The sequence below is a fragment of the Arthrobacter sp. 05T47 genome (genome assembly GCF_056395825.1).
The window spans coordinates 1-15,921 of sequence record NZ_JBFTKG010000052.1 but is presented as its reverse complement, the minus strand read 5'-3'; the positions used below and the strand labels follow the sequence as shown (position 1 = coordinate 15,921).

Here is a 15,921-nt window from a genome sequence, read left to right as displayed (position 1 = left end):
TCCACGAAGTGGGCCAKGGCGGCGTCGAGGACCGCTACATCCTCCGGCGTGGCACCCTTCTGCGGGCCGAAGATCGCCGCCGCGCCCTGGGGGCCGAGCAGCGGGTTGTCGACGTCGCTGGCGAGCACGAAGCGTGCCTCGTCCAGGCGGGCATCGAAACCGGAGAAATCGATCCAGTCCAGCCTGGCCAGGGCCGCGCCGCCGGGCGGCAGTTCGTTGCCGTCGGCGTCGAGGAACTTGGCGCCGAGTCCCTGCAGGACCCCGGCGCCGCCGTCGGTGTTGGCRCTGCCGCCGACGCCGAGGATGATCTGCCGGCACCCGGCGTCGAGTGCTGCCCGGATCAGTTCGCCGGTGCCCAGGCTGGTKGCGCCCGTGGCGTCCTTGAGGCCGTCGGGCAGGACGGCGAGCCCGGACGCGGCGGCCAGCTCAATGACGGCCTCGCGTCCGCGGACCGCGAATTCGGCCCGGAGCGGGGCGCGGGTGGGGCCGCTGACAGTGGCGCTGCGGCGGGTGAAGCCGGAGCCGACGGCGGCATCGAGGGTGCCCTCGCCGCCGTCGGCCACGGGAATAAGCAGGACGTCCAGGTTGCCGCCACACGCCCGCTGCAGCCCCGCTTCCAGGTGCCGGGCAACGTCCGGGGCCGAGAGCGATCCCTTGAACTTGTCCGGCGCTATGACGACGCGCATCTCAGGCCTGCAKAGCCAGGATGGCGGTGGGGGCGTCCTCGGCGKYCTCGGCCAGGGCCTCGAACTCGTTGACGGCGTTGATCTCGGTGCCCATGGAGATGTTGGTGATCTTCTCCAGGATCACTTCGACCACCACGGGAACCTTGAACTCGCCCATGAGCGCCTTGGCCTTGCCGAACGCGGCGGGCAGGTCCTCCGGGGATTCCACCCGGATGGCCTTGCAGCCCAGGCCCTCGGCCACCTTGATGTGGTCCACGCCGTAGCCGCTGGCGGTTGCCGAGAGCTCGGTGGAGTTGATGTTTTCGAACGCCAGGGACACGTTCTGTTCCATGTTGAACCCGCGCTGGGACTGGCGGATCAGGCCGAGGTAGGAGTTGTTGACCACCACGTGGATGTACGGCAGGTTGAACTGCGCGCCCACGGCCAGTTCCTCKATCATGAACTGRAAATCGTAGTCACCGGACAGGGCCACCACGGTCTCGTCCGGCTTGCCRCGGACCACGCCCAGCGCGGCGGGGGCMGTCCAGCCCAGCGGGCCSGCCTGACCGGCGTTGATCCACTTGCGCGGGCCGAACACGTGCAGCATCTGGGCGCCGGCGATCTGGGACAGGCCGATGGTGGACACGTACGTGGTGTCGCGTCCAAATGAACGGTTCATTTCCTCGTACACGCGCTGGGGCTTGATCGGGACGTTGTCGAAGTGGGTCTTGCGGTGCAGGGTGGCTTTGCGCCCKGAGCATTCGGCMACCCAGGCGGCGTAGTCMGGCAGCGARCCGGCGGCGCGGCGTTCCCGGGCCAGTTCCAGCAGGCCGTCCAGGGCGGCGCCRGCGTCGGAGGCGATGCCGAAGTCCGGGGAGAACACGCGGCCGATCTGGGTGGGCTCGATGTCGATGTGCACGAAGGTGCGGCCGGCGGTGTAGGTGTCCAGKCCKCCGGTGTGGCGGTTGGCCCAGCGGTTGCCGATGCCGATCACAGCGTCGCTGCGCAGGAAGTTCTCGTTGCCGTAGCGGTGGCTGGTCTGCAGGCCCRCCATGCCGGCCATCAGGGTGTGGTCATCCGGGATSGCGCCCCAGCCCATCAGGGTRGGGATGACGGGGACGTTCAGCAGTTCGGCCAGTTCCACSAGCTGCTCGGACGCGCCGGCGTTGATGATGCCGCCGCCGGCCACGATCAGCGGGCGCTCGCCGGCGGTGAGCATGTCCAGGGCCTTTTCCAGCTGCTTCCGGCTGGCCCGGGGCTTYTCCACGGGCAGCGGCTCGTAGGTGTCGATGTCGAATTCGATCTCTGCCATCTGCACGTCGATCGGCAGGTCCAGCAGCACGGGGCCGGGCCGGCCGGAGCGCATCAGCGCGAAGGCCTTCTGGAAGGCGCCGGGGACCTGGCCCGGTTCCAGGATGGTCATGGCCAGCTTGGTGACGGGCTTGGCGATGGACTCGATGTCCACGGCCTGGAAGTCCTCTTTGTGCAGCTTGGCGACGGGGGCCTGGCCGGTGATGCAGAGCATCGGGATGGAATCRGCCCATGCCGCGTACAGGCCGGTGATCATGTCCGTGCCGGCGGGGCCGGACGTGCCGATGCAGATGCCGATGTTGCCGTCCTTCGCCCGGCTGTAGCCGTCAGCCATGTGGCTGGCGCCTTCAACGTGGCGGGCCAGGGTGTGGCGGATRCCGCCGTGGGCCCTCATGGCCGAGTAGAACGGGTTGATCGCCGCGCCTGGCAGGCCGAACGCCTCGGTGGCGCCCTCCTTTTCCAGGATGGCGACGGCTGCGTCTACGGTGCGCATCTTCGTCATGGTGTGCTCCTTGAAAGTCTGTTTTTGGGTGTGGTGGGGGAGCCGCCGTCGTTGATGTKCGACGGCGGTTGCCCGGTTTTGTGTTTATCCGGCCGCCGCCGGAGGTGATCCTGCTGGCGGCCCGGTTAGTTCGGCCTGGCTTCTTTCGGCCTGGTTACTTCCGGCCGCTGAGCTGGAGGAYCTGCTTGAAGAGTCCCGAGTGGTCCAGGCCGCCGTCGCCCTGGTTGACGGTSGCGGCGACGAGCTGCGCGACGACGGCGCCGAGGGGGACGGCGACGTTGGCCTCGCGGGCGGCGGCGGTGACGATGCCGAGGTCCTTGTGGTGCAGGGCCAGGCGGAAGCCGGGATCGAAGTTGCGGTCCAGCATCTTCTGGCCCTTCTGCTCCAGGACCTTGGACCCGGCCAGGCCGCCGCCGAGGACCTTGAGGGCGGCGTCCGTGTCCACGCCGTASGCCTCGAGGAAGGCGATCGCCTCGCCGAGGACTTCGATGTTGACGGCCACGATCAGCTGGTTGGCTGCCTTGACGGTCTGGCCGGAGCCGGAGGGACCGACGTGGACGATCGTCTTGCCGACGGCGGCCAGGACTTCCCSGGCGGCCTCGAAGTCGGCGGTGTCGCCGCCCACCATGATGGAGAGCGCGGCGTCGATGGCGCCCTGTTCGCCGCCGGAGACCGGGGCGTCGAGGGGGCGGATCCCTGCGGCCCTGGCGTCGTCGGCCAGGCGTGTGGCGACGTCGGGGCGGATGCTGCTGGCATCGACCCACAGGGTGCCCTTGCGGGAGTTGGCGAAGACGCCGTCGGGGCCGCTGACCACGGCTTCGACGTCGGGGGAGTCCGGCACCATGGTGATGACGACGTCGGCGTCCTTGACGGCCTCGGCGATGCTGCCGGCRCCGCGGCCGCCTTCGGAGACCAGCTTGTCGATCTTGTCCTGGCTGCGGTTGAAGCCCGTGACCGTGTGGCCGGCCTTGACGAGGTTGATGGCCATGGGCAGGCCCATGATGCCGAGTCCGATGACTGAAACGTTGCTCATAGTGGTTCCTTTACTGAAGTCTCTTGGTGCCGGTGCAGGCGGGGGCGCGGGTGCTGGGGATCAGCCGGCGGCGTGCTGGCGGATGGCCCAGCTGAACGCGGTCTCCGCCGGCTCCTTGTATTCGAGGCCGATGTTGCCCGCGTAGCCGAGTTCGCGGCTGCGGGCGATCCATTCGCCGAGGGGAAGCTGCCCGGTTCCGGGAGCCCCGCGGCCGGGGTTGTCGGCGATCTGGATGTGGCCGAAGTCCTTCGCGTGCTTTTCGATRACGGCGGCGACGTCGTCGCCGTTCACGGCCAGGTGGTAGAAGTCGGCGAGGAGCTTGATGTTCCCGGCGCCGGATTCSTKCTTSACCCGGGCAATGACGTCGAGGGCGTCCTGGGCCTTSAGSAGCGGRTAGCGGGGTGCRCCGCTGACGGGTTCCAGGAGGACGGTGCCGCCGATGCGGGCGACGCCGTCGGCCGCCGTCGCGAGGTTTTCGGCGCCAATGGCGTCCTGCTTCTGKGCGGATTCGCCGTCAATACGGTTGCCGTAGAGGGCRTTGAAGGCCTTGCAGCCGAGGCGCTCACCGATCCCGGCGACGACGTCGACGTTGTCCAGGAATTCGGCCGAGCGTGCGGGCCAGGAGACCAGGCCGCGGTCGCCGCCCGGCATGTCGCCGGCATTGAAGTTCAGGCCGGTGAGCTGCACGCCGGCGTCGGTGATGGCGTTCTCAAACCGGGTGACCTGGGCRTCGGTGGGGACGGAGGTCTCGAAGGGCCACCAGAATTCGACGGCGTCAAAGCCGGCGGCCTTCGCCGCGGCKGGGCGTTCGAGCAGGGGRAGCTCCGTCAGGAGGATGGAGCAGTTCACGGAGTACGTCATTGTGGATTCCTTCGGACTGGMATATTTCGTATTGTGGAAACAATATCTTGCTCTATGAAAAGTTTAGGCGTGYGGCSKGYSGCAGTCAACCCTGTTGCGGCCAACGCCGGACGGAAATAGCCCTCCTGTGTTAACAAGGCCTCCGCCAACGGGTGTGCCGTTAAACCGAAGCGCCCCGGCCATGGGAGGCCGGGGCGCTTCGGTTTGGCTGCACAGCTGCGGAACTCAGGTCAGGCGGATCTGGCGGTTGACGTCCTTGTACAGCAGGTACCGGAAGTTGCCCGGGCCGCCGGCGTAGCAGGCCTGCGGGCAGAAGGCGCGCAGCCACATGAAGTCGCCGGCCTCCACCTCCACCCAGTCGTCATTGAGCCGGTAGACGGCCTTGCCTTCCAGGACRAAGAGCCCGTGTTCCATGACGTGGGTCTCCGCGAAGGGGATGGAGGCGCCGGGCTTGAGCGTGACGATGTTGACGTGCATGTCGTGGGCCAGGTCCTCCGGGTCCACGAAGCGGGTGGTGGCCCAGGCGCCGTCGGTRTCGGGCATGGCCCGCGGTTCGACGTCCTGGTCGCGCGTCACGAAGGATTTCGCCGTGTAGCCCTCCAGCGGCTCGTAGGCCTTCCGGATCCACTGGAAGCTGGCGATCTCCCCGGACTCGTTCGCCACGGACCACTGGGCCCCGGCGGCAAGATAGGCGTAGCCRCCTTCTCCCAGCTTGTGGATTTCCCCCTCGAGGGTCAGGGACAGGGCGCCCTTGGTCAGGAAGATGACGCCCTCGACGCCGGCCTCGGGCTCGGGCTTATCCGCGCCGCCGCCCGGGCCCACCTCGACAATCAGCTGCGAGAACGTGGTGGCAAAACCGGCGATGGGCCGGGCAATGATCCAGGACCGGGTGTTGGTCCAGCCCGGCAGCTTGCTGGTGACGATGTCCCGGAGCACGCCCTTGGGAATGACCGTGTASGCCTCCTTGACCACGGCGCGGTCGGAGAGGATCTGGGTCTGCGGCGGAAGCCCGCCCTCGGGGTAGAAATAGTTGCTCATGAGTGTGCTCCTTCTGCAGAGGGGGTGGAGGTGTTGGCCAGCCGCGGATGGGCCAGCACGGTGAGTTGGGGGAGTCCGACGCCGGTCAGCGCCAGGACTTCATCGGCGCCGACGGCGCCGCACTGGACCCCGCGCAGCACGAAGGCTGCGAGGGCGCGGGCGGTGGCGGGCTCGTCCATGACCCCGCCGGCGGTCTGTTCGACGTAGTTGCGGAGCCGGGCCGCGGCGGCGGGTAGCCCCTGTCGGTAGAAGGCGTACGTCGCGGTGAACCGGCTGGGCAGCTGGGCGGGGTGGAGGTCCCAGCCCTGGTAGTAGCCGCGTTCCAGCGACCGGCGGACCAGCCGGCCGTGGAGCTGCCAGGCCTGCTCCACGTTCTCGCCCACCGGGATGATGTTGGTGGAACCGTCSGAGAGCCGGATGCCCGTGCCGGCYACGGCAAGCTGCATGACTTCCTTGGCGAAGTCCGCCACGGGATGTTCCATGGACTGGTATTCGGCGGAGATCTGCAGCGATGCGGAGTAGTCGTAGGTGCCGTAGTGCAGCCCGCTGATCCGGCCGGGCACCGCGTGCGGCAGGCGCGCCACCGGCGAGGTTCCGTCCGGGCCCAGGATGAGCTGAGGGGTTTCCACCTGCACCTCAAAGCGGAGCCGGCCCGCGGGCARYGAGTGGACTTCCTCGAGGCGTGACACGGCGAAGTCCATGGCCTCCACCTGCGCCACGGTGGTGACCTTGGGCAGGGTGAGGATGAGCCCRTCCGGCAGTTCGCCGGCCGCGGCCAGCYGCGAGACAAAGAGATCCAGGGTCCGCAGGCCCCGGGCGCGGGTGGCGGCCTCGAAGCACTTGAAGCGGATCCCGATGAAGGGCGGCGCGGTCCCGGCGGCAACGGCGGCGGCTACGGCGGACGCCGCGGTGAGCGCGGCGGCGTCCTCGGCGTCGTCGCCCCGGTCGCCGAACCCGTCCTCRAAGTCCAGGCGGAGGTCCTCGATCGGCTCGCGCGCGAGTTTGGCCCGGACCCGYGGTGCGACGGCGGCGGCCAGTCCGGCCTCCTGTCCCTGCAGCGCGCACAGGCTTTCGACGCCGCCCCGGGCCTCGACCGCTGCCAGGGCCTGGGCGCCCCAGTCGGCGGTGAACTCCGGGTTGAAGCGGTCGGCCGGGACGTAGACGGTGTGCACCGGCTGGCGGGTGCCGTCGTCGCCCGGGTAGCTGCGCTCCAGSAGCAGGTCGGTGTCGGCGAGCCGCGCATCGATCCGGGCGAGGTCGGCCCGGGAGAGGGCCGTCGTCAGGGAACCCTGGCTGCGCGGTTGCGGCTGTGTGCTGGCGGAGGTGGCTGCCATGCCTCAGCCCACCAGCTCGTACGCMGGCGTGGTGAGGAAGTCGGTGTAGTCCTCGGACAGGCAGATGYCACCGATCAGGCGGCTGGCCGGCAGGTAGTGCCGGGCGAAGGCTTCCTCGCCCACCTCGCCGCGGAGCTTCTCGGTTTCCTCGGCCAGGATGGCGGTCACCAGCTCACGGGTGACGGTCCGGCCGGTGTCGGCCAGCACCGAGYGGTTGCGGATCTGCTGCCAGACCTGGGACCGCGAGATTTCCGCCGTCGCGGCGTCCTCCATCAGGTTGTGGATGGCCACGGCGCCGTTCCCGGAGATCCAGACGGCGGTGTACGCGACGGCCACGTAGAGGTTCAGCCGCAGGCCGGCCTCGGTGACCTGKCCCTGSGCGGAACGGATGTCCARGAGCTGGTCCGCGGTGACGCTGACCTCGGGCCGCTGYTTGTCCAGCTGGTTGGGCCGCTCGCCCAGGACGGAGTCGAAMACCTCGCGGCAGACCGGCACCAGGTCCGGGTGGGCCACCCAGGAGCCGTCGAAGCCGTCGCCGGCTTCGCGGGTCTTGTCCGCCCGCACCTTCTCGAAGGCCTGGGCGGTCACTTCGGGTTCGCGCCGGTTGGGGATCACTGCCGCCATGCCGCCCATGGCGAAGGCGCCGCGGCGGTGGCAGGTCTTGACCAGGAGCTCGGTGTARGCCCGCATGAACGGYGCGGTCATGGCGACSGTGGCACGGTCSGGGAGGACAAAGCTCTCGCCGGCGTCCCGGAAGTACTTGATGATGCTGAACAGGTAGTCCCAGCGGCCGGCGTTCAGGCCGGAGGCGTGGTCGCGGAGCTCGTAGAGGATCTCGTCCATCTCGAAGGCCGCCGGGATGGTCTCGATCAGGACCGTGGCGCGGACGGTGCCCTGYGGGATGCCGAGGTAGTCCTGGGCGAAGACGAAGATCTCGTTCCACAGCCGGGCCTCGAGGTGGCTCTCCATCTTGGGCAGGTAGTAGTACGGTCCGTGGCCGTTGGCCAGGAGCCGCCTGGCGGTGTGGAAGAAGTGCAGGCCGAAGTCCACCAGGGCGCCCACCGTGTGCTCCCCGCCGATAAGCAGGTGCCGTTCGGACATGTGCCAGCCCCGCGGCCGGGCCACCACGACGGCGAGCGGCGCGTCGGTGCGCAGCGCGTATTCCTTGCCTTCGGGCGAGGTGTATTTCAGCGTGCCGTCGGCGGCGTCGCGGAGGTTGAGGATCGACTCGACCACGTTGGACCAGGTGGGCGTGCTGGCRTCCTCGAGGTCGGCGAGCCACACCTTCGCGCCGGAGTTCAGGGCATTGATSGCCATCTTGGCCGGGGCGGCCGGYCCGGTCATCTCGACCCGGCGGTCCTGCAGGGCCKCRGGYGCCGGGGCCACGCTCCAGTCGGCGTCGCGGATCTCCTKGGTCTCCGGCAGGAAGTCCAGCCGGCCGGTCCGGGCSACGTGYTCGCGCTTGAGSGCGCGGGCCTTGAGGAGCTCRGCGCGGGTTCCGGCAAACCGGAGGTGGAGTTCTTCGACGAAGGCGAKGGCCTCCGGGGTCAGGATTTCCCCGGCCCGGTCGACGGGGTGGGGATCGGTGACGGTGAGAGCCATTTCTGGTCCTTTCCTAGGCTGCGAATCAGGCTGCTAATCAGGCGTGGGACGGAACGGCGTGGGCACCGGCGTGGGTGGAGCCCTCGCGTGCCGCCGCGGCGACGGCGGAGGCGACGTCTCCGGCAACTTCGGGGTCGAAGACGCTGGGGATGATGTAGCTGGCGTTCAGTTCATCGTCCGCCACCCGGTTCGCGATCGCTTCCGCGGCGGCCACGAGCATGGCCGGGGTGATGTCGGCSGCTCCGGCGTCCAGCAGCCCGCGGAAGAAGCCGGGGAAGGCGAGCACGTTGTTGATCTGGTTGGGGAAGTCGCTGCGGCCGGTGGCGACGACGGCGGCGTGCCGGGAGGCGATGACCGGGTCGATTTCCGGCGTCGGGTTGGCCATGGCAAACACGATGGCGTCATCGGCCATCGAGGCAACCTGCTCCTCGCCGATCACGTGCGGGGCGCTGACGCCGATGAAGACGTCCGCGCCGCGGAGTGCCTCGTGCAGGGTCCCCGAGAAGCCCCGCTCGTTGGTGTTCTCGGCGATCCAGGTGCGGTGCTCGTCGTCGTACTGTTCGCCGAAGTGGATGGCTCCCGAACGGCCGGCGGCGATGATGTTCCGTGCCCCCTGGGCCTTCAGGAGCTGGATGATCGCGGAGCCTGCGGCGCCGACGCCGGAGACCACGATCCTGACCTCGGAGAGCTTCTTGTCCACMACGCGCAGGGCATTGACCAGGGCGGCCAGGGTGACGATCGCGGTGCCGTGCTGGTCGTCATGGAAGACCGGGATGTCGAGTTCCTCGCGGAGCCGGCTYTCGATCTCGAAGCAGCGCGGCGCGGCGATGTCCTCGAGGTTCACGCCGCCGTAGACCGGGGCGAGGGCCTTGACGATCATGATGATTTCCTCGGTGTCCTGGGTGTCCAGGCAGACCGGCCAGGCGTCCACGTTGGCGAACTGCTTGAAGAGGGCTGCCTTGCCTTCCATGACCGGGAGCGCGGCGGCCGGGCCGATGTTGCCCAGGCCCAGGACGGCGGATCCGTCCGTGACGACGGCGATCGTGTTGCGCTTGACGGTCAGGTTCCGCGCSGCGGCGGGGTCCTCGGCGATSGCCAGGCAGACGCGGGCGACGCCGGGGGTGTAGGCGCGGGAGAGGTCGTCGCGGTTGCGCAGGGCCACCTTCGGGACCACCTCGAGCTTCCCGCCGAGGTGCATGAGGAAGGTCCGGTCCGAGACGTGCTGGACCGTGACGCCGTCGAGCGCGTTGAGCGCGTCCTTGACSCGGGCGGCGTGGGCGTCGTCGGTGGTGTTGCAGGTGACGTCGACCACCAGCGTCTCGTGGTGGGACTCGGTGACGTCCAGGGCCGTGATGGCTGCGCCYGCGGCGCCGACAGCGGCCGCGAGTTCGCTGGTTGCCGTGAAGCTGGACGGARCTTGCACGCGCAGGGTGATCGAATTTCCGGGGCTRGGGTTCGCCATTGAGTTCCTCCTGGTATGGCCCGTGGGGGCCGCTTACGCTTCGACGGATGTTTTCGTATTATGGATATTATTATCTGCTTAGTGGAAAAACAACCCTTTGGGGATCATCGCCCCGGCGGGCCGGGTGCTGTATCTTGGATTTTCAGCCTTATTTCACGATGTGGATAAGAAATGTCGATGCCGACCGCGCAGGAGAGAATGGTTATGGCTGAAAAGCCCTCGGGAGGCGTGCAGTCCGTTGAGCGCGTCTTCGAACTTCTGGAACTGATTACCGATGCCGGCGGTGAAGTCACGCTCAGCGAGCTATCCAACTCCACCGACCTGCCCCTTCCSACCATTCACCGGCTCCTGCGCACCCTGGTGTCCCTGGGCTACATCCGGCAGCTGCCCAACCGACGCTACGCGCTGGGGCCGCGGCTGATCCGCCTGGGCGAGGCGGCCAACAAGCAGCTGGGCTCCCTGGCCAGGCCKCAGCTCAAGTCGCTCGTGGACCGGCTGGGCGAAACGGCCAACATGGGCGTCCTGGACTCCGACATGGTCATCTACGTCGCCCAGGTGCCCTCGCTGCACTCGATGCGCATGTTCACCGAGGTGGGCAAGCGCGGCTACATGCACGCCACCGGCATGGGCAAGGCGATCCTGGCCCAGCTGGACGACGCCACGGTCCGCGGGATCGTGGGACGCCAGGGSATGCCGACGCCCACGCCGAAGAGCATCAGCAACGTCGAAGCGCTGCTGGARGACCTGGARCTCATCCGKCAGCGCGGCTACTCCATTGACGAGGAAGAGCAGGAGGTGGGCGTGCGCTGCTTCGCGATGGCCATCCCCGATGCCCCGACGCCGGCCGCCATCTCCGTCTCCGGACCGGTCTCCCGGGTGGACCAGGCCTTCGCGGACAAGGCCGTGCCCCTGCTGCGGGACGCCGCCCGGGCGATTTCGGACGAGCTCAAGCAGGGCTGAGTCCGGAACGCGTCCGGCCGCCGGACCGGAAGCTTCCTGCAGGCACGACTGGCGGGGCCCACGGCTGTGGGCCCCGCCAGCGTCTGCGATCGCGGCGATGCCTGGCTTCCTAGTGCTCGTCCGCCGCGACTTTGGAGGATGCCACCGGGACTTCCTTGCCCTCGCAGTCGATCAGTTTGCCGTTCTCATAGCGGTCGCCCTCGGCCAGGCACTGGAGGTCCTCCTCGCGGATSACCCGGCCCGTCCCGGCCACGAAGACCGACTGGTTCTCCGAGTTGCCCTTCTTCAGGTGGTTGAAGAGCAGGTTCAGCGAGATGGCCATGACRGCGGCGGAGCTGATGCCGGAGTGGAAGATCGTTCCGAACCAGCTGGGGAACTTGTCGTAGAACGTGGGGGCGGCGATCGGGATCATCCCGAACCCGATGGAGGCGGCGACGATGATCAGGTTCATGTTGTTCCGGTACTCCACCTTGGCCAGGGTGCGGATGCCGCTCGCGGCCACGGTGCCGAAGAGCACGATCCCGGCGCCGCCCAGGACGGCRGTGGGAACCGCCGCCACCACGCGGCCKAGCACCGGCAGCAGGCCCAGCAGCACCAGGATGACACCGCCCGCCGCCACGACGTAGCGGCTCTTGATCTTGGTGACGGCGACCAGGCCGACGTTCTGKGCGAACGCGCTCTGGGTGAAGGAGCCRAAGACCGGCGCCACCAGRCTGGAGACCATGTCGGCCCGCAGGCCSGCAGCGATCCGCTTCGAGTCGACCCGGGTGCCCACGATCTCSCCGACGGCCAGGATGTCGGCCATSGTCTCGGTCAGGATCACCAGGACCACGATCAGCATGGAGATGATGGCGGCGGCCTCGAAGGTGGGGGCACCGAGGTGGAACGGTGCGGGGAAGGCGACGATCGGGCCGTCACCGACCTTGGAGAAGTCCGCCATGCCGGTCACCACGGCGATCCCCGTTCCGGCAACCATGGCCAGCAGGATGGAGAGGCGGGAAATGGTGGCGCTGCCGACCTTGCTCAGCAGGAGCACGAGGGCCAGGGTAATCGCCGCCAGCCCGATGTTGGCCACGCTCCCGTAGTCCGGGGCCTTCTTGTTTCCACCCATGGCCCAGTTGGCCGCCACGGGCATCAGGGTGAGGCCGATGGTGGTGATGACCGTTCCCGTGACCACCGGCGGGAAGAACCGGACGATCTTGGAGAACACCGGGGCGATCAGCAGCCCGATGGCCGCCGAGGCGATGACGGCGCCGAASACGGMCGGCAGGCCGCCWCCGCCGGTGACGATGGCGACCATGGTCGCCACGCTGGCGAAGGAAACGCCCTGGACCAGGGGSAGCTGGGAGCCGAAGAACGGCACYCCSAGSGTCTGGAGCAGGGTTGCCAGGCCACCCATGAAGAGGGCGGCGGCGATCAGGACCCCGATGTCGGCCGGWGCCAGGCCGGCGGCCTGGCCGACGATCAGGGGGACGGCGATGATGCCGCCGTACATGGTCAGGACGTGCTGGAAGCCGTAGGCGAAGCTGCTTCCGATGGAGAGSCGTTCGTCTTCGGGGCGGGGCGTGCCGCCGGARCCTCCTGTGCCGCCGGTGCGTGGCAACCGTGCGGTCAATTTCTTGCGTGCGTTCATGGCAGACCTTCTTGGTTCATGGCGGACGTCGTCGTCCGGCTAACAATGTCTGGCTAACGGGTACTGGCTAAAGGGTGCTGGTAAAACGGTGCTGGTGAAACGGTGTTGGTCAATGCGTGCCGGTGTGCCGGCCCGGTGGCCCGGGCCGGCTCCAGGGTCGCAGGAGTCCCGGGSCCSGGRGKCCTAGCAGAAGCCGGCGATCCCGTTCCAGGCGATCTCSGCAGGGCTGGCGTCATCGCGCTGGACGGTCGCCTCGATCAGGCCGTAGGGGCGGTCGGCGGCAAAGAAGACCTCGTTCGGGTTGTCCAGGCCGAAGGGCGAKAGGTCGACCAGGAAGTGGTGCTTGTTGGGCATGGAGAACTTGATCTCGTCGATYTCGGTGTGCGCTTCCAGGACCTTGGYGCCCATCTCGAACAGGGTCTGCTGCAGGGCGTGGGAGTACTTTTCGCTGAAGCCCTCCAGCAGCAGGCTCTTGACGTCCTCGTAGCTCTTGTTGAAGTCGAACGTGCTGAAATCGGTGCCGGTCCTGAARCGCCAGCGGGCCGAGACGTCCGTGGCGAGGATGCGGTCCGCGGTCTCYGGGAGGGTGGTGTACTTGTCCCGCGGGAAGCCGCTGAATCCRGACTGGGTCGACTTCAGCACRGTGAGGTCCTTGAGCCCKGCGATGAGGTGCTCGGTGGCGCCGTCGCGGACRAGGACTGCGGTGCGGACTTCCTGGCCGCTGCGGACGAAGGAGTGGTCRTGCCCGGTGCCGTGGGCCTGGATCCGGTCCCAYTTGTAGGACTCGGCRGCCCAGCGGCCGCCGGTGACCCAGTCGAAGTTCGAGGTGAAGTGCTTGCCCAGCCGCAGCAGGAAGGCTTCCGGGGAGCCGATGCCGTCCCGGGCGAAGGCGTAGATCGTGTTCTTTTGGGTGTCCGTGGCCACCACGTGGCTGTTGTCGCCTTCGAGGTGGGCGGCTGCGAAGTCTCCCCGGAGCTGCGAGGTGACGTTCAGGTCTTCGATCTCATGGCGGTCGGTGTCCCTGGTGATCTTGACGACCCGGACTTSGGCTTTTCCGTACTGGTTGTGGCCGAGGACGATCTTGTTGCTCATGGTCTGATTCCCAACTTCAGGTATGTGGCACCAAAGTCCCACATAGAAATTAAGCGCTTGTTTCCCGCGCGTTTCTTATTCCGTCGGCCCACAAAAAAGAGCCGACATCAGTTGATGCCAGCTCATTACGACCCTGCCTGCTGCTCCCAGGTTACGTGACCTGCGCCACGAATTGGGATTAAGCGTAGCCCGGTCCGGCSGTGGTGTACATCACTTTTYGAAAAAWCGGATTGTGACCGCGAGGGTCCCGGCRTGCGASTGCAGCCCTGGSCCCACTCCTGGCCGCACCCTTGACCGGCGGTTCCYGCGCCACATAGACTTCCACATAACAAGAAATTACTTCCGAATTGTGGAACTTTTCGGGAGCTATGTCGACCGGTTTGATCCGGCGCAACGAACGCATCGAAGCGGCCACACAACGAATGCCACAGAAGCTATGCCACACAAGCTATGAGGGGGAGTCCATGGACTCGCAGGAGAAGGACAGCACCACCATTGAATTTCCCGCGCCTGAMGTTCCGGCGCCCGAATTTCCGGCCCCRGGCCAGGAGCTGTACCTGCCGTTCGGCGGCACGGACCCGGACTTCTACATTCCGGCCGAGTGTGAGCGCAGGGACCGCGGCTTTTCCCGCTGGCTGCGCTCGCTGCCGCTCTTCGGGCGGTAGCCGCCCCGGGCGGCGGCCCCTCCTGTGGCGCGGTCGGCGCTTCCTTGGGTGCGACGGCRGGGCGTGACGGCCCGGAAACAGAGATTTCACACAACGAAACCGGGCTTCCSCCAAATTGGGAGCGCCGCGCGGACGTCCCGGTGCTACTGTCAGTCTTGCCAACGGCGGGCGGCCCGGTTCCGGGACGCTATCTACCAGGCGCAACCTTCAAGGCACATGCTGAAGACTGGTCACCGTCGCATCCGGCCCTTGCGTTCCCGCAGCGGTGTACCGGCTTCCGCAGGTAGGGAGTGGCAGCGTGAGAGCAACCGATACGGCCCAGAAGTTCCTGGCGAGGTCCATYGARTTGGCCACGGCCAACGTCCTGGACAGCGGCGGCCCGTTCGGCGCCGTCGTGGTCACCGCGGACGGCCAAGCGTTCGACGGCGTCAACCGCGTCACCGCCACCAACGATCCCACCGCGCACGCCGAAGTCACTGCCATCCGRCGGGCCTGCCGCGAACTTGGCACMTTCGATCTCAGCGGCGCCACGCTCTACTGCAGCTGCGAGCCGTGCCCCATGTGCCTGGCGTCAGCGCTGTGGGCGCGGGTGTCGCGCGTGGTGTTCGCCGCGGACCGGCACGAYGCCGCGTCCGCCGGCTTCGATGATGCCGTCTTCTACGAATACTTCGAAAACGATCAGCGCGACGCGCTCATGCCGGTGGGCAGGCTGGAACTGACCGACCCGCACGCCCCCGCGGCCCTGGACCCCTTCAATGCCTGGAACTCGCTCAAGTCCAGGACCGAGTACTAGCGCCGGGGCCTGCGGCAATGTTGGATCTGCTCCSGCACCTGGCCACCTGGCGGCCGGCCGCCTCCGGGCAGCGCTGCGCGGTGGCCACCGTGGTGGGCACGTCAGGATCGGTGCCGAGGCCCGTGGGCASSTCCATGCTGGTYTCCGACRCCGGCGAGGTGCTGGGCAGCCTGTCCGGCGGCTGCATTGAAGGGGCCGTCGTGGAGTCGGCCCTGGAGGCACTGCGCGACGGCGGGACGCGCCGGGAGTTCTTCGGCTACAGCGCCGAGGACGCSTTTGCCGCYGGSCTGACCTGYGGCGGCGGGCTGGAAATCCACATCGAACCCCTGGGCYCGGGGCCCGGCCGGCTGCGGCTCGAGAGCCTGCACGGCCTGGCCCGCCGGCAGCCGGGCAGCGGGGCGGCGCTGATCCGCAGGGTGGACGCCGGCGGGGGCGGCGCCGTCGTGGTTGCTGACCCTCCGGCCTTCCAAGCGGTGCAGTCCGCCGAACTGGCCGCGCTGCTGGGGTCTGAACTGCCGGGGGTCGAGCCGTCGGGGGCGCCCGGTCCCGACGGTGCCGGGCGCATGCTGGTGGCGGCGGCAGCCCAGCTGGAACCGCTGCTGCGGGGAGGCCGCACCGGGCTGGTTCGGCTCGCGTCTGCGGGGGATTGCCGGCCGGAGCCCGTGAGCCTGCTGGTGGAGAGCCGGCTGCCCGCGCCGCGCCTGTTGATCTTCGGCRCCAATGACTTTGGTGCGGCACTGCTGCCCGCCGCGAAACTCCTGGGCTTCCACGTCACGTTGTGCGATGCGCGTCCGGCCTTCGCGCAGCAGGACCGGTTCAGCGCCGCGGACGAAATCGCCACGGCCTGGCCGCACCGGTACCTCGCGGACCAGGTGGGGGCCGGGCGCACCGATTCCCGGACGGCCATCTGCGTGCTCACGCATGATCCGAAATTCGATGTCCCGCTCCTGCAGGCCGCGCTTGGCCTGGA

Annotated in this window: 14 protein-coding genes; 4 read left to right on the top strand and 10 right to left on the bottom strand. The window is 68.3% G+C overall.

Translation table 11 applies throughout. From position 1 onward, the window contains the following. The 8 genes from AC1DEY_RS21390 to AC1DEY_RS21355 all read right to left on the bottom strand — a co-directional run. The coding region (locus tag AC1DEY_RS21390; protein WP_476869742.1) for a glycerate kinase at positions 1-686 on the bottom strand (686 nt) is incomplete at its 3' end. Between the two features lies 1 nt (position 687). After that, complete coding sequence (gene gcl, locus AC1DEY_RS21385; protein WP_476869741.1) at positions 688-2,478, bottom strand: glyoxylate carboligase; 1,791 nt, start codon at positions 2,476-2,478, stop codon at positions 688-690. A gap of 154 nt (positions 2,479-2,632) precedes the next feature. Continuing rightward, positions 2,633-3,511 carry a 2-hydroxy-3-oxopropionate reductase gene (locus AC1DEY_RS21380; protein WP_476869740.1) on the bottom strand — a complete coding sequence of 293 codons (879 nt, stop codon included), beginning with the start codon at positions 3,509-3,511 and terminating at the stop codon, positions 2,633-2,635. Positions 3,512-3,571: 60 nt separating this feature from the next. Beyond that, positions 3,572-4,372: a hydroxypyruvate isomerase family protein gene (locus AC1DEY_RS21375; RefSeq protein WP_476869739.1), complete on the bottom strand. Its 801-nt coding sequence runs from the start codon at positions 4,370-4,372 to the stop codon at positions 3,572-3,574. Positions 4,373-4,597: 225 nt separating this feature from the next. After that, complete coding sequence (locus tag AC1DEY_RS21370) at positions 4,598-5,410, bottom strand: bifunctional allantoicase/(S)-ureidoglycine aminohydrolase (RefSeq protein ID WP_390206482.1); 813 nt, start codon at positions 5,408-5,410, stop codon at positions 4,598-4,600. Beyond that, positions 5,407-6,744 (bottom strand): DUF6986 family protein, encoded by a 1,338-nt coding sequence (locus AC1DEY_RS21365; protein WP_476869738.1) that lies wholly within the window; start codon positions 6,742-6,744, stop codon positions 5,407-5,409. The genes AC1DEY_RS21370 and AC1DEY_RS21365 overlap by 4 nt, the downstream gene beginning before the upstream one ends. A gap of 3 nt (positions 6,745-6,747) precedes the next feature. Next, the gene (gene aceB / locus AC1DEY_RS21360) at positions 6,748-8,346 is read right to left on the bottom strand and encodes a malate synthase A (RefSeq protein ID WP_476869737.1); all 1,599 of its coding nucleotides are present in this window, start codon (positions 8,344-8,346) and stop codon (positions 6,748-6,750) included. A gap of 37 nt (positions 8,347-8,383) precedes the next feature. Next, on the bottom strand, positions 8,384-9,808 hold the full coding sequence (locus AC1DEY_RS21355) for an NAD-dependent malic enzyme (RefSeq protein ID WP_476869736.1): 1,425 nt from the start codon (positions 9,806-9,808) through the stop codon (positions 8,384-8,386). A 204-nt stretch (positions 9,809-10,012) separates the two neighbouring features. Here AC1DEY_RS21355 and AC1DEY_RS21350 point away from each other — a divergent pair, with 204 nt between their 5' ends. Then, complete coding sequence (locus tag AC1DEY_RS21350; RefSeq protein WP_476869735.1) at positions 10,013-10,768, top strand: IclR family transcriptional regulator; 756 nt, start codon at positions 10,013-10,015, stop codon at positions 10,766-10,768. 109 nt (positions 10,769-10,877) lie between these two features. On the opposite strand, the gene AC1DEY_RS21345 is transcribed toward AC1DEY_RS21350, so the two are convergent. After that, positions 10,878-12,401, bottom strand: coding sequence for a nucleobase:cation symporter-2 family protein (locus AC1DEY_RS21345; protein ID WP_476869734.1), 1,524 nt, complete (start codon positions 12,399-12,401; stop codon positions 10,878-10,880). A 183-nt stretch (positions 12,402-12,584) separates the two neighbouring features. After that, positions 12,585-13,493 carry a factor-independent urate hydroxylase gene (pucL, locus tag AC1DEY_RS21340; protein WP_476869733.1) on the bottom strand — a complete coding sequence of 303 codons (909 nt, stop codon included), beginning with the start codon at positions 13,491-13,493 and terminating at the stop codon, positions 12,585-12,587. A 464-nt stretch (positions 13,494-13,957) separates the two neighbouring features. On the opposite strand from pucL, the gene AC1DEY_RS21335 reads away from it, so the two are divergent. The 3 genes from AC1DEY_RS21335 to AC1DEY_RS21325 form a co-directional block, all read left to right on the top strand. Beyond that, positions 13,958-14,158, top strand: a complete 201-nt coding sequence (locus AC1DEY_RS21335; protein ID WP_476869732.1) for a hypothetical protein — start codon at positions 13,958-13,960, stop codon at positions 14,156-14,158. Positions 14,159-14,456: 298 nt separating this feature from the next. After that, complete coding sequence (locus AC1DEY_RS21330) at positions 14,457-14,951, top strand: nucleoside deaminase (protein ID WP_441409647.1); 495 nt, start codon at positions 14,457-14,459, stop codon at positions 14,949-14,951. Between the two features lie 17 nt (positions 14,952-14,968). Next, on the top strand, positions 14,969-15,921 hold a 953-nt coding region (locus tag AC1DEY_RS21325; protein WP_476869731.1), incomplete at its 3' end, for an XdhC family protein.